Origin of the sequence: uncultured Megasphaera sp. (genome assembly GCF_958350005.1) — a bacterium.
Lineage (GTDB): Bacteria > Bacillota > Negativicutes > Veillonellales > Megasphaeraceae > Megasphaera.
Genome location: NZ_CATWFF010000044.1, coordinates 1 through 12,923 on the forward strand (window position 1 = coordinate 1; position 12,923 = coordinate 12,923).

Below are 12,923 nucleotides of genomic sequence, written 5' to 3' on the forward strand. Positions count from 1 at the left end.
CCCTTCCCGGTCGACGAGGGTAATATCGGCTTTATAGCCTACTTCCAGCTTGCCAATGTCCGTATAGCCCAGGCATTTGGCGCCCCCTTCGGTGAGCATGTTGACGGCAGTTTCGGCCGGAATGACCAGGGGGTCCAGGGTGTTTGCCTTGTGAATCAGGGCGGCCAGGCGCATTTCTTCAACAATGTCCAGATTGTTGTTGCTCGACGCGCCGTCTGTGCCGAGACCGACAGTAATGCCCTTTTTCAGCATGGCCGCAACTGGCGCAATACCGCTGGCCAGCTTCAGGTTGCTGCCCGGGTTGTGAGCGACGCGGACGTGTTTTTTCGCCATGAGATCCAGGTCGGCATCGTCGACCCAGACGCAGTGTGCTGCCAGGCAGCCGCAGTCCAGGACGCCCAGTTCATCCATAAGGGCAATAGGCGACTTGCCGTACTGTTTTTTAATGTTTTCCACTTCGCCTTTTGTTTCGCTGAGGTGAATATGGATTTCCGCTCCCAGTTCATGGGCCGCATCGACGACTTGCCGCAAATAGTCCGGCGGGCACGTATATGGCGCATGAGGACCAAGCATGACCGTAATACGGCCGTCAGCTTTGCCGTTCCAGGTCCGGTAAAAATCCTTGCTTTCTGCCAGGGCTTCCTGCGCATTGGGCGTAATGCCTGTCATGCCCCGGCACAGGGCTGCGCGGATTCCCGACCGTTCGACCGCTCTGGCTACATCATCCATGAAGAAATACATGTCTGCAAAGCTGGTCGTGCCGCAGCGGATCATTTCGGCAATACCGAGCATCGTCTGAGCATAGACGACGTCACTGTTCAGCTTGGCTTCAGCCGGCCAGATTTTCTTTTCCAGCCAGTCCATGAGCTGCATATCGTCGGCGTAGCTGCGGAACACAGTCATGGCAATATGATTATGCGTATTCACGAAGCCCGGCAGAGCCAGCATGCCCTGCCCGTCCATGACTTCATCGTACTGGCTTTCATCGGGAGCTACCGGAAAGTCTGTAATGCGGTCATCCGTCAGTTCCAGGCACTGATCTTCCGTTACGGCATGATTGCGATACAATGCTACGTGTTTCAGTAATGTTTTCATTCTCTATCTCCGTCTTCTCAGTCCAGATTCAGGTATTTGCGCTGTTCATCCGACAATGCATCGATTGCATAGCCCATGGATTTCAACTTGATGCGGGCAATTTCCATGTCAATATCGTGAGGCAGGACGTAGACGTGATTGCCCAGTTCGGCATGGTGTTCGAGAATGTACTTGGCAGCCAGGGCCTGGACGGCAAAGGACAGATCCATAATTTCTGCCGGATGGCCGTCGCCGGCAGCCAAGTTGACCAGACGGCCTTCCGCCAGGAGGTTGATAATGTGGCCATTTGCCAGTTCGTAGCCTTCAATGTTGTGGCGTGCTTCAAAATGGCGGACTGCCAGGGCTTCCAGTTCAGGCTTGTTGATTTCTACGTCAAAGTGACCGGCATTAGCCAGGATGACGCCGTCTTTCATATTCTTCATATGTTCGCCGCGAATGACGTCTTTATCGCCAGTAAGAGTAACGAAAATGTCGCCTACTTTGGCAGCTTCAGCCATAGGCATAACTTCAAAACCGTCGAATACGGCTTCAATGGCTTTAATCGGGTCTACTTCGGTGACGATGACATGGGCACCCAGGCCTTTGGCCCGCATGGCGCAGCCGCGGCCGCACCAGCCATAGCCGGCAATGACGACCCGTTTGCCTACAACGGTCAGGTTTGTTGTCCGCATGATGCCGTCCCACGTAGACTGACCTGTGCCATATCGGTTATCAAACAGGTATTTGCAGTACGAATCGTTGGCTGCGATCATGGGGAATTTCAGTTCTCCTGCTTTGTCCAGGCCATGAAGGCGGTTGACGCCAGTCGTCGTTTCTTCCGTGCCGCCCAGGAGGTTGACCAGGGCATCCTGACGGGTCGTGTGCAGCAGGTGTACCTGATCGCCGCCGTCATCAATGATAATATCCGGATGATGGTCGAGGGCTTTATTGAGGAAGCCGAAATATTCTTCATCTGTGCAGCCATGCCAGGCATAGACAGTCAGGCCGTCGTCAACGAGGGCTGCGGCGACGTCATCCTGCGTGGACAGAGGATTGCTGCCTGTAACGATGACGTTGGCACCGGCACGATGCAGTACTTTGGCCAGGTACGCCGTCTTTGCTTCCAGGTGGACGCTGACGCATACGGTCTTTCCTTTAAAGGTCTGTTCTTTTTTCAGCGTATCGCCAATGGCATTCAGCGTCGGCATGTAATGATCGACCCAGCTGATTTTTTCGTGGCCGCTTTTGGCCAGGTTCATATCGCGAATCATGGATTCCATAAGATTAATTACCTCTTTTCTGTAAATTCAGCAAAAAATGCAGGTACCTGCACAGCGTCCGGATGAGACAGGACGCCTTTTTCCGTAATAATGGCTGCAATGTTTTTGTGAGGCGTCACATCGAAAGCCGGATTACATACAGCAGCATCAGGCAGTGCCGCCGGAACGCCCTGGAAGCAGCGGACTTCGTCGTGATCCCGTTCTTCAATGGGTATCTGCTCGCCTGTCTGCAGGGACAAGTCAAAGGTCGATACCGGCGCTGCCACGTAAAAGGGCACGCCATGGGCCCTGGCCAGAATGGACACGCCATACGTGCCGATTTTATTGGCCGTATCGCCATTGGCCGTAATGCGGTCAGCGCCGACAATGACGGCGTCTACGCCTTTCGTCTTCATGACCCAGGCAGCCATGTTATCCGTAATGAGGGTTACGGGAATGCCGTCGGCCATGAGCTCCGACACGGTCAGGCGGGCGCCCTGCAGGAGGGGCCGTGTTTCATCGGCATAGACCATGCGGATGAGGCCCCGTTTGTGAAGGGCCCGAATGACTCCCAGGGCTGTACCTACACCGGCTGTTGCCAGGGCGCCGGCATTGCAGTGCGTCAGAATCGTCAGGGTCTTCCCCTGTTTAGCTAGTTCGTCTGCCCCATATTCGGCCATGGCCGTATTGATGGCCACGTCTTCCTGATGAAGCTGCACGGCCTTTGCTTCCAGCGCCGGCACAATAGCCGCCATGCCCTGGCCGGCAGCGTTCCGGGCCGTCTCTTTCATCTGCTCCAGGGCCCAGTGCAGGTTTACTGCCGTCGGCCGGGCCCCATCGAGTCTGCGGCACAGATCTTCAAAGTCTGCACAGAAAGCGGCAGTATCACCGCCATAAGCGGTCTGGTCCAGGGACCGGGCTGCCAGGACAGCGCCATAAGCAGCAGCTACGCCAATCGCCGGGGCGCCGCGTACGGCCAGAATGGCAATGGCGTCGTACACATCCTGCCAGGACGTGCAGGTACGATAGTCTTCCGTCATGGGAAGTTTTGTCTGATCCAGTAGGATAAGCTGGCCTTTCTGCCAGCGCAGCGTTTCCATACTACACCATGAAGCCGCCGTACTCGCGCAGGGCGTGGCGGCATTCGCAGTCCATATCGCTGTCATAAATTTCGACAGTTTTCATCAGCAGTTCCCGCAGGCGCTGGGAATTCTGTTCCATACATTCGACTACTTCCGAGTGCGTAAGGGCAGCCGGGGAAATGCCGGCTGCAAAATTGGTCACCATGGAAACGGTAGCGTAGCACATTTCCGCTTCTCTGGCCAGACAGACTTCCGGTACATTGGTCATGCCTACCAGATCGCCGCCTAATTTTTCATACATCTTGATTTCTGCCGGCGTTTCAAAGCGCGGTCCTTCGGTGCAGACATAGACGCCGCCGGAATGAACCGTATAGCCGCTCAGAATCTGGCTGGCCGTAATGACGGCACTGCGCAGGGAATAGCAGTATGGCTCGGTCATGTCGACGTGGACAACGCCGTTGGCGCCGCCGTCAAAGAAGGACGTATGCCGGTTCTTCGTAAAATCGATAAACTGATCGGGCAGGACGAATTCATTGGGCTTGAATTCCCGGTTCAGAGACCCTACAGCAGTCGTCGACAAGATGGCCGTTACGCCGAGCCGCTTCAATCCCAGAATATTAGCCCGGTAATTAATCAGGTGCGGCGGAATGGAATGCAGTTTGCCGTGCCGGGGCAGGAAAATAACGTCCTTGCCCTTATAGGTACCCTGGATGTAATGAATTTTTCCGTAGAACGTATCCATCTGGCGTTCCCGGACCGTATCCAGCATGGCCGCATCGCACACGCCAGTACCGCCAATAATCGCTATCAGTCCCATATCCTATGACCCCTTTCGTTGTTTTGCAAACAGCGCAGCCAGTTCGTCGTGACTGATGACGTACTTGGCGCCGCAATAGTGACAGGTCATTTCCACCTGCGGGTCGGAGAGAAGATCCTGCTTATCCGAATCGCGCAGGGACAGGAGAACCCGTTCAATGCGGGCCTTGGAGCACGTACACTGCCAGAATACAGGCTGGCGGAACAGTTCTTTATAATGCATGCCGCCCAGAATAATGCCGGCCAGTTCTTCTCCTGTCGGATGATCCTGCAGGAATGACGTAATAGGCCCGATCTGGGTAATATTGGCTTCTACCCGGGACAGGGCTTCATCACTTGCGCCGGGCAGGGCCTGTACGAGAAAACCGCCGGAAGCAGCAATCGTATAGTCCCGGTCTACGAGAACGCCCAGGCTGATGGTGGAAGGAATCTGTTCTGATGTCAGCAGATAGTATGCCAGGTCTTCGGCGATTTCGCCGGATACCAGGTCGGCCTGACTCGTATAGGTCGTCTTTTCCGGCGTAAACCGCGTCACCGTCAGCTGTCCGTGCTGCCCTACGGCGCCGCCGACGTCAAGTTTCCCATTGGCTTTGAGGGGCAGATCCACCTGGGGATGATCGACATATCCGCGCACTTTATTCGTATCAAAGGCATCAACATGAACGGCTCCCAGCGGGCCGTCGCCGTCAAATTTCAGCGACACCCCTTCATGGTTCTTATAGTCGCCGGCCAGAAGAAGAGCTCCCGTCATGGCCCGGCCCAGAGCTGCACAGGCAACAGGCGACAGGTTATGCCGTTTCCGCGCTGTTTCCGTAATGCCGCGGGTCTGGGCTACAGACAGGCGAATTAATTCATCTGATGTATAGTGAATAATAGTATCCTGAAGTGACATTCCGTATGAGATCCTTTCTAAATGAAATTTATACCTAATAATTATACTACATCTGGGAGAAAGAAAAAAGCAGTCCCGGCAAACAGGTACAGAAAAACCTCTCAGCCCAAGGGAGCAGAGAGGTTTTTCTCCATGCCTGAAGGCGCTGTGCTTAGCCTTTGCGCATGGCTTTTTTACGATCGTGCTTATCCAGGATCGCTTTGCGGATACGGATGCTCTTCGGCGTAACTTCAACGAGTTCGTCGTCGTTGATCCATTCCAGCGATTTTTCCAGACCCATATCCTGCGGCGGTACGAGGCGAAGGGCTTCGTCCGATGCGGAAGAACGGGTGTTGGTCAGATGTTTCTTCTTGCACGGATTGACATCAATATCTACATCGCGGTTGCTTTCACCAACGACCTGGCCGAGGTAAATTTCCTGACCCGGTTTGATGAACATGACGCCCCGGTCCTGCAGGTTGAAAATGCCGTAGCCTGTCGTCGTGCCCGATTCAAAGGCAACGAGGCTGCCCCGCGTACGGCCGGGAATTTCTCCCTTCCAGGGTGCATAGCCGTTGAAGACATGGTACATAATGCCGTTGCCTTTTGTAGCGGTCAGGAATTCGCTGCGGAAGCCAATGAGGCCGCGGGCAGGAATGATAAATTCCAGACGGGTATAGCCGGAAATATCGGTCATGTTGACCATTTCAGCCTTGCGGGTACCCAGTTTTTCCATGACAGCACCCATGAATTCCTGCGGTACGTCAATGGTCAGGGCTTCCAGGGGTTCACATTTCTGACCGTTAATTTCCTTGGTAATAACGCTGGGCTTGCCGATCTGCATTTCATAGCCCTGACGGCGCATTTCTTCGATGAGAACGGCAATGTGCAGTTCGCCGCGGCCCGATACCTTGAAGGCATCGGCGCTGTCTGTTTCTTCTACGCGCAGGGATACGTTGGTCTGTACTTCACGGAACAGACGGTCCCGCAGATGACGGCTCGTGACGAATTCCCCTTCCTGACCGGCAAAGGGGCTGTCGTTGACGTAGAAAATCATGGACAGCGTCGGTTCGTCAATGTTGATTTTCGGCAGGGCTTCCGGATTCTGCGGGTCCGTAACGGTTTCGCCGATTTTCAGGTCGCCAATGCCGACGATGCAGGCGATTTCGCCCATAGCCGCTTCTTCCTGTTCAACCCGCTTCAGGCCTTCATAGGTATAGACACGGCCGATTTTGGCACGGCGCTGGCTTTCCCCGTCTGTTACGACAACGTTCTGATTGGGCTTCATCTTGCCGCGGACAATACGGCCAATGGCGATTTTGCCGACATAGTCATCATAATCCAGGGTCGTAACCATGAACTGGAGAGGACCGTCGACGTCGCCTTTCGGGCACGGGCAGTATTTAATAATCGTCTTGAACAGCGGTTCCAGATTGTCGCTGTCGTCATCCATGGACAGTTTGGCAATGCCGTCACGGCCATTGGCATATACGACAGGGAAATCGAGCTGATCGTCCGTTGCGTCCAGTTCCATGAACAGTTCCAGTACTTCGTCTTCTACTTCCGAAACGCGGGCACCGGGCTTATCTATTTTATTGATAACGACGATAGGCTTCAGTTTCTGTTCCAGCGCCTTGCGCAGTACGTATTTTGTCTGCGGCATAGGGCCTTCAAAAGCATCGACCAGCAGCAGTACGCCGTCAACCATATTCAGGACGCGTTCGACTTCGCCGCCGAAATCGGCATGCCCCGGCGTATCGACAATGTTGATCTTAACGCCGTCATGCATGACGGACGTGTTTTTCGACAAAATCGTAATGCCCCGTTCCCGTTCAATGTCCCCGGAGTCCATGACGCGTTCGGCGACTTTTTCATTCGACCGAAAGACATGGCTCTGTTTGAGCATAGCGTCAACCAGCGTCGTCTTGCCATGGTCGACGTGGGCGATAATTGCAATATTACGAATATCTTGGCGTTCCATCTAATATCCTCTCTCCTATGACTACAAAATGAACAGCTGTCAATGTTAGTTGATAACTTGATAAGTATACCACAAAATCATGGCGGCGTGAATAGAAAAGTGCAGGTATCCCCTATTTTTTACAAAACAGAGAGACGCCGGCAGCAATTTTTCAGTCTTCGCCAATAATGCGCACTTCCGGTTCCAGGTGTACGCCGTGGGCCAGTTCGACGCGGCGCTGCACTTCCTGAATGACCTGCAGAACGTCATGGGCCGATGCGTGGCCCCGGTTGACGACAAAGCCGGCATGTTTGGTTGATACCTGGGCGTCGCCGAAGGACAGGCCCTTCAGGCCGGTCTGATCGATCAGGGTACCGGCAAAATATCCCGGCGGCCGCTTGAAGGTACTGCCGGCACTGTGCATTTCCAGAGGCTGCTTACTGCTCCGCCGCTGGTTCAGGTCATCCATGGTGGCCTGAATTTCTTCTTTGTCGCCGCGCCGCAGGGTCAGTTCCACTTCGACGACAAATTCCTGGGATTTCTGAAACCGGCTCTGCCGGTAGGCAAAGCCCAGGTTCGGTGCGCTGTACGTATGAACGCCGCCTGTGCTGTTGACAGTGCGGACCCGCGATACGACACGGCTCATTTCGCCGTCATAGGCACCGGCATTCATAAAGACGGCGCCGCCCAGCGTTCCCGGTATACCGCAGGCAAATTCAATGCCTGTCAGGCCCTGCTGCTGAGCGAACTGACACACGTCTTTCAGCATGTATCCGGCACTGGCATGAATTTTGGTTCCATGACAGGACAGGACGCGCCGCATCTGGTTCAGCTGAATAACGACGCCGCGAATGCCTCCGTCGCGGACGAGAATATTCGAGCCGCCGCCCAGGACGGTCAGGGGCAAATCCAGGGACCTGGCCGTACGGATGGCCAGGGACATTTCTTTTACGGACCGCGGAAGAACCAGAACGTCTGCCGGGCCGCCGACGGCAAAGGTCGTATGATCCCGCATCAGTTCGTTGGCGAGAACCAGTTCCTTCGGCATCAGTTCTCCCATGCGGGACACAAAACAGGCTACTCCATCACGATTCATCAAGGATGCTCATTCCTTCTGCCATAGACTGCTGAATAATCTGGAAAACTTCGCCGGCCATGGACTGCCAGGCATTGTACTTCTGCAGATAATCCATGGCCATTTCATTGTGCTTGATTATTTCAGCCATGCGGTTCAGCTGTTCGATTTTTTTCTTAATCGGCTTGTCGCCCATGGACTGGGCATAGGCCAGCTGCGTCTGCAAGAGCAGATACTCCCGTACCATGCGGACTGTTTTTTCATCTTTCCGCAGGGCCCTTCCTGCTTCTACGAGGGCCGTATACTCGCTGCACTCCCGAATAGCGTCACTCAGTTCATGTGCTTTATCATATAACTTCACGTCCATTACACCTCAATTCTGTTTATTGGAGATTTTCGATGCCTACGCCGCCTTTTGCCAGTCCGGGAAATCCAAGCTGACGCAGCGCTTCATACGCTACAATGGCTACGGTATTGGACAAGTTCAGGCTCCGTGCTTCTTCGATCATGGGCACGCGGAAACAGTGCGTCTGATTTTCTTTGAGCAGCGATTCCGGCAGCCCTTTCGTTTCCTTGCCAAAGACGATGAAATCGTCAGGGCGAAACGAAATATCTGCATAGCACTGACTGGCTTTGGTCGTCAAAAAAAAGAACCGTCCTTCTGAATAGGCACGGCGCACTTCCTGAAAATTTTCGTGAATCTGTACGTCTACTAACGACCAGTAATCAAGTCCTGCCCGCTTTAAATGTTTGTCATCAATGGAAAAGCCCAGAGGCTTGACCAAATGCAGCGTCATATGATTTGCCGCGCATAACCGGGCAACATTGCCCGTATTGCCGGGAATTTCCGGCTCTACCATTACGATATGCATAGTATCACTCTCCAGTCAATATTGTACAAGATTTCCCTGTCAAGTACAAGGGCTGTCCGGCCCTTATACTGCGGTTCGTTAACCTGTAAGGCCCTGTCCGGAAAGTCCAGGAGCCGTCTGACCGTTCTGCCGGCAGATTAGGGGCATAAAAAAAGAGCTGTCCCATCCTGCAGACAGCTCCCCTTTTATCAGTTATACCAGTCCCTGGCGAAACTGCTTCACCGCCGCAAGGCCCCGGTGCAGCCCATAGCCCAGAATGGTCACGCCAATGATGCCGTTCAGAACGGCCGACATGGCCGGCGACAAATAGGGCCCTGCATACCCGGCCAGCAGGGACAGCGACGACAGAAACGACGCTGTCGCAGCGGCACAGCCGGCCATATACCCGCACAGACTGGACGGCGTACGCTGCAGCACAGCCGCTTTGGCAGAAAAGACACCGGCCCAGAACAGAATCGTCACCGGATTCGACGCGGTCAGGACGACGGCCTGGATAAACGCCATGACCGGATCGACAGCATACCGGTACATGCCGGTCGTATCGGCCGAGGCCATATAAAAAACGGTCTCCACCAACTACTGTGATGGAGACCGTCTGCCTGAACGGGCCTATTCGGTTATTATTTTCCGCAGTATGCTACTACTTCTACTTCCAGCAGTGCGCCCAGCGGGAGCTTGCTGATTTCGATGCACGACCGGGCCGGCAAAGTTTTCTGGAAATACTTGCCGTATACGGCGTTGACTGCGCCGAAGAAGTTGATGTCAGACAGATATACGGTCGTCTTGACGACGTCATCATACGAAAGTCCAGCAGCTTCCAGAATAGCGCCAACGTTTTTCATGCACTGTTCAGCCTGTTCCGTTACGCTGCCGGCAACGATTTTTCCTTTTTCCGGGTTAATGGGAACCTGACCGGATGCAAAGAGGAAATCACCGGCTTTAATAGCCTGGGAATATGGGCCTACTGCACCGGGAGCTTTATCTGTTTTAATTACTTCTACTGCCATAATGTAATACATCTCCTTTGTGAATATGGTTAGTGAATATGATACTATCTTTGTATATTATACCCTATACCAGGCCATTTTGCTACCTGGCAGGACATATAATCACGCTTCTTCTTCTGCCGCAGCTTTGGGAGCTTCTTCTTTGGGCAGAAGCTGGCCGTTTTCATCATATTGATTGTTCCGGTACCCTGCCAGGAAATATCCGGCCGTTACGATGGCGATGAAAATCCAGCCGGCAATGAGGGACATGCGCGTATCCGGATTGACCCACATGCCAATGGTCACCAGGACAAGGAAGAGCAGGCAGAACCAGTTGGCATACGGGAAGAGCGGCGATTTGAAGGGATGTTCCTTCATGGCCTTGTCACCCCAGGATTTGCGGAAATTCTTCTGCGCATAGGCCAGAACAAACCAGGCTACCATGCCGGGGAATACGCTGGCGCTGTAAATGTAGAGGAACAGTTTGGAATCGGGAACGACATAATTGAGAACAACGCCGATGAGCAGGCAGGCCAGGGTAATCATGATGCCGTGCTGCGGTACGCCATGAGCCGACAGTTTGCCGAAGAATTTCGGTGCCTGACCGTTCTGAGCCAGTGTGTACAGCATGCGGCCTGAGCTGTAAATGCCGCTGTTGCATCCTGACAGGGCTGCTGTGAGGACGACGAAGTTGATAATGCCCGCTGCTGACGTGACACCGACTTTGGCAAAGGTCGTAACGAAGGGGCTGCCCAGCATGCCGAGCTGATCCCACGGATACAGGGTAATGACGACGAAGATGGCGCCAATGTAGAAGATGAGAATACGCCAGACAATGTTTTTCGTCGCTTTCCGCAGCGTTTCCTTCGGATTCTGTGCTTCTCCGGCCGTAATCCCTACGAGCTCGACGCCCTGGAAGGCCGCCGCTACGACACACATGGCGCTGAGCATGCCGCCAATGCCGTTCGGGAAGAAGCCGCCGTGGGACCACAGGTTGGAAAATCCCAGGGGAACGCCGTTATTGCCGAAGCCGAAGAGGATGATCATGGCGCCGACGACGAGCATAACGACGATGGTCGTGACTTTGATAATGGCAAACCAGAATTCAAATTCGCCGTAATACTTGACGGCAGCCATGTTGGCCAGCGTGACGATAAGCATGCCGCCAAAGGCTGAAATCCACTGCGGTACTTCCGGGAACCAGTAGTGTACGTATATACCGACTGCCGTAACTTCCGACAGCCCTACGGCTACCCACAGGAACCAGTAGCACCAGGCCGTCAGATAGCCGGCAAAGGGACAGATATATTTATGGCCATATGTTGCAAAAGAGCCTGTAACCGGTTCCAGATACAGCATTTCGCCCATAATACGCATAATGAAAAACATAACCAGCCCGGCCAGGGCATAACAGAGCAAAACCGACGGGCCTGCCGTCTGAATCGTGCTGGCAGATCCCATAAACAGTCCGACGCCGATGGTGCCGCCTAAGGCGATCATCTCGACATGACGGGGTTTCAGACCACGTTGCATTTCGTTGTTTTCCATACGGATACTCCCCTTTCCAGTACGCAGCAATTATTTAATTGTCACATGATAATGATGGTCCCGCAGCACTTCCAGCAGCCGTTCCACATGCTTTTCGTTGGCCGTTTCCAGTTCGCACGATACGGCTGTATAGCCCATGCTGACGCCGTGCTGGCTCCGTTCATGCGTAATGGACAGAATGTTGGCATTGGAATCGGAAATCAGGGACAGCAGCTTGACCAGCTCGCCCGGCGTGTCGGGAATGACCGTTTCAAAGAAGACCTTGCGCCACGACCGGAGAAGGCCGCTGTTGATGACGCGGGTCATATTGTTGACGTCAATGTTGCCGCCGCTGACCATGGCTGCTACTTTCTTGTTGTGCAGGCCGGAAATCTTGCCGTTCATCAGGGCCGCAACCGGTACGGCACCGGCGCCTTCGGCTACGCATTTTACCCGTTCCAGCAGCCAGAGGATAGCACCGGCAATTTCCGTTTCGTCTACCGTTACGATATCGTCGACATAGTCCTTGCAGATTTCATAGGTCAAATCGCCTGGCGTCTTGACCGTAATGCCGTCGGCAAGGCTTGCTTTGCCGTTTACCGTCAGAATTTTTCCTTTTTCCACCGATTCTTTCATGGAAGGCATGTTTGCTGTCTGTACGCCAATGACCTTGATCTTCGGGTTCATACTCTTGGCTGCTACAGCCAGGCCGGAAATAAGGCCGCCGCCGCCAATAGGCGAAACGATGACGTCCAGGTCGGGGATTTCAGCGAGAATTTCCAGGGCAATCGTTCCCTGGCCGGCAATAACTTCGGGATCGTTGAAGGGATGAACGAAGGTATAGCCGTGTTCTTTCGTCAGCTCTACGGCCTTGGCTGCAGCTTCGTCAAAGAAGTCGCCGTACAGCACGACGTTGGCGCCGTACCCGCGGGTAGCTGCTACTTTCGTAAGAGGTGCATGTTTGGGCATGCAGATCGTCGACTGACAGCCGTATACGCTGGCTGCCAGAGCAACGCCCTGGGCATGATTGCCGGCTGATGCGGCAATGACGCCTTTTTCCCGTTCTTCCGGCGTCAGGGATGCTACTTTGTTGTAGGCGCCGCGAAGCTTGAAGGACCCGGTGCGCTGCAGATTTTCCAGCTTCAGCCACACGTCGCAGCCAGCCAGGTTGCTGACAGAATTCGTGTAGGCCATGCCGGTCTTCTGCGCAACGCCTCTCAGCCGTTCCTGAGCCTGCCGGATCATTTGCAATGTTACCTTGTCTGTACTCATATGTAATTCCTCCTAAATGAATTGCCGAATCGTTTGGGAAAACGAATATATGTCATATGCTTTTTTCGTATTTTCCCATTGCATCTTCACTATACATCTTTGTTCGTCCAATGTCAATGGATGTATCAT

Annotated in this window: 13 protein-coding genes; all 13 read right to left on the reverse strand. The window is 53.9% G+C overall.

What is annotated here, in order from left to right:
* A partial coding sequence (locus tag Q3886_RS04100; RefSeq protein WP_301859894.1) for an amidohydrolase occupies positions 1 to 1,095 on the reverse strand: 1,095 nt, incomplete at its 3' end.
* Positions 1,096 to 1,112: 17 nt separating this feature from the next.
* A complete protein-coding gene (locus Q3886_RS04105) occupies positions 1,113 to 2,354 on the reverse strand; it encodes an adenosylhomocysteinase (protein WP_301859895.1) in 1,242 nt (413 codons plus the stop codon).
* Between the two features lie 8 nt (positions 2,355 to 2,362).
* Positions 2,363 to 3,433, reverse strand: a complete 1,071-nt coding sequence (gene mtnA, locus Q3886_RS04110) for an S-methyl-5-thioribose-1-phosphate isomerase (RefSeq protein ID WP_301859896.1) — start codon at positions 3,431 to 3,433, stop codon at positions 2,363 to 2,365.
* Between the two features lies 1 nt (position 3,434).
* Positions 3,435 to 4,232 (reverse strand): S-methyl-5'-thioadenosine phosphorylase, encoded by a 798-nt coding sequence (gene mtnP / locus Q3886_RS04115; RefSeq protein WP_301859897.1) that lies wholly within the window; start codon positions 4,230 to 4,232, stop codon positions 3,435 to 3,437.
* A 3-nt stretch (positions 4,233 to 4,235) separates the two neighbouring features.
* Positions 4,236 to 5,123, reverse strand: coding sequence for an Hsp33 family molecular chaperone HslO (gene hslO / locus Q3886_RS04120; RefSeq protein WP_301859898.1), 888 nt, complete (start codon positions 5,121 to 5,123; stop codon positions 4,236 to 4,238).
* 151 nt (positions 5,124 to 5,274) lie between these two features.
* On the reverse strand, positions 5,275 to 7,083 hold the full coding sequence (typA, locus tag Q3886_RS04125) for a translational GTPase TypA (RefSeq protein WP_301859899.1): 1,809 nt from the start codon (positions 7,081 to 7,083) through the stop codon (positions 5,275 to 5,277).
* Between the two features lie 151 nt (positions 7,084 to 7,234).
* Positions 7,235 to 8,122, reverse strand: coding sequence for a UDP-N-acetylmuramate dehydrogenase (murB, locus tag Q3886_RS04130; protein WP_301859906.1), 888 nt, complete (start codon positions 8,120 to 8,122; stop codon positions 7,235 to 7,237).
* 25 nt (positions 8,123 to 8,147) lie between these two features.
* Complete coding sequence (locus Q3886_RS04135) at positions 8,148 to 8,504, reverse strand: YlbF family regulator (protein ID WP_301859900.1); 357 nt, start codon at positions 8,502 to 8,504, stop codon at positions 8,148 to 8,150.
* Positions 8,505 to 8,520: 16 nt separating this feature from the next.
* Positions 8,521 to 9,009, reverse strand: a complete 489-nt coding sequence (gene trmL, locus Q3886_RS04140; RefSeq protein WP_301859901.1) for a tRNA (uridine(34)/cytosine(34)/5-carboxymethylaminomethyluridine(34)-2'-O)-methyltransferase TrmL — start codon at positions 9,007 to 9,009, stop codon at positions 8,521 to 8,523.
* Between the two features lie 192 nt (positions 9,010 to 9,201).
* Complete coding sequence (locus tag Q3886_RS04145; protein WP_301859902.1) at positions 9,202 to 9,564, reverse strand: LysE family transporter; 363 nt, start codon at positions 9,562 to 9,564, stop codon at positions 9,202 to 9,204.
* Between the two features lie 65 nt (positions 9,565 to 9,629).
* Complete coding sequence (locus Q3886_RS04150) at positions 9,630 to 10,016, reverse strand: RidA family protein (RefSeq protein WP_301859903.1); 387 nt, start codon at positions 10,014 to 10,016, stop codon at positions 9,630 to 9,632.
* Between the two features lie 102 nt (positions 10,017 to 10,118).
* Complete coding sequence (locus tag Q3886_RS04155) at positions 10,119 to 11,543, reverse strand: amino acid permease (protein WP_301859904.1); 1,425 nt, start codon at positions 11,541 to 11,543, stop codon at positions 10,119 to 10,121.
* 30 nt (positions 11,544 to 11,573) lie between these two features.
* The gene (ilvA, locus tag Q3886_RS04160) at positions 11,574 to 12,794 is read right to left on the reverse strand and encodes a threonine ammonia-lyase (protein WP_301859905.1); all 1,221 of its coding nucleotides are present in this window, start codon (positions 12,792 to 12,794) and stop codon (positions 11,574 to 11,576) included.
* Between the last annotated feature and the right edge of the window lie 129 nt (positions 12,795 to 12,923).

Bases quoted from the DNA above. Each gene is read 5' to 3' on its own strand.
- Q3886_RS04105 (WP_301859895.1), bottom strand. From the start codon at position 2,354: ATGGAATCCATGATTCGCGATATGAACCTGGCCAAAAGCGGCCACGAA.
- mtnA (WP_301859896.1), bottom strand. From the start codon at position 3,433: ATGGAAACGCTGCGCTGGCAGAAAGGCCAGCTTATCCTACTGGATCAG.
- mtnP (WP_301859897.1), bottom strand. From the start codon at position 4,232: ATGGGACTGATAGCGATTATTGGCGGTACTGGCGTGTGCGATGCGGCC.
- hslO (WP_301859898.1), bottom strand. From the start codon at position 5,123: ATGTCACTTCAGGATACTATTATTCACTATACATCAGATGAATTAATT.
- typA (WP_301859899.1), bottom strand. From the start codon at position 7,083: ATGGAACGCCAAGATATTCGTAATATTGCAATTATCGCCCACGTCGAC.
- murB (WP_301859906.1), bottom strand. From the start codon at position 8,122: ATGGGAGAACTGATGCCGAAGGAACTGGTTCTCGCCAACGAACTGATG.
- Q3886_RS04135 (WP_301859900.1), bottom strand. From the start codon at position 8,504: ATGGACGTGAAGTTATATGATAAAGCACATGAACTGAGTGACGCTATT.
- trmL (WP_301859901.1), bottom strand. From the start codon at position 9,009: ATGCATATCGTAATGGTAGAGCCGGAAATTCCCGGCAATACGGGCAAT.
- Q3886_RS04145 (WP_301859902.1), bottom strand. From the start codon at position 9,564: ATGGCCTCGGCCGATACGACCGGCATGTACCGGTATGCTGTCGATCCG.
- Q3886_RS04150 (WP_301859903.1), bottom strand. From the start codon at position 10,016: ATGGCAGTAGAAGTAATTAAAACAGATAAAGCTCCCGGTGCAGTAGGC.
- Q3886_RS04155 (WP_301859904.1), bottom strand. From the start codon at position 11,543: ATGGAAAACAACGAAATGCAACGTGGTCTGAAACCCCGTCATGTCGAG.
- ilvA (WP_301859905.1), bottom strand. From the start codon at position 12,794: ATGAGTACAGACAAGGTAACATTGCAAATGATCCGGCAGGCTCAGGAA.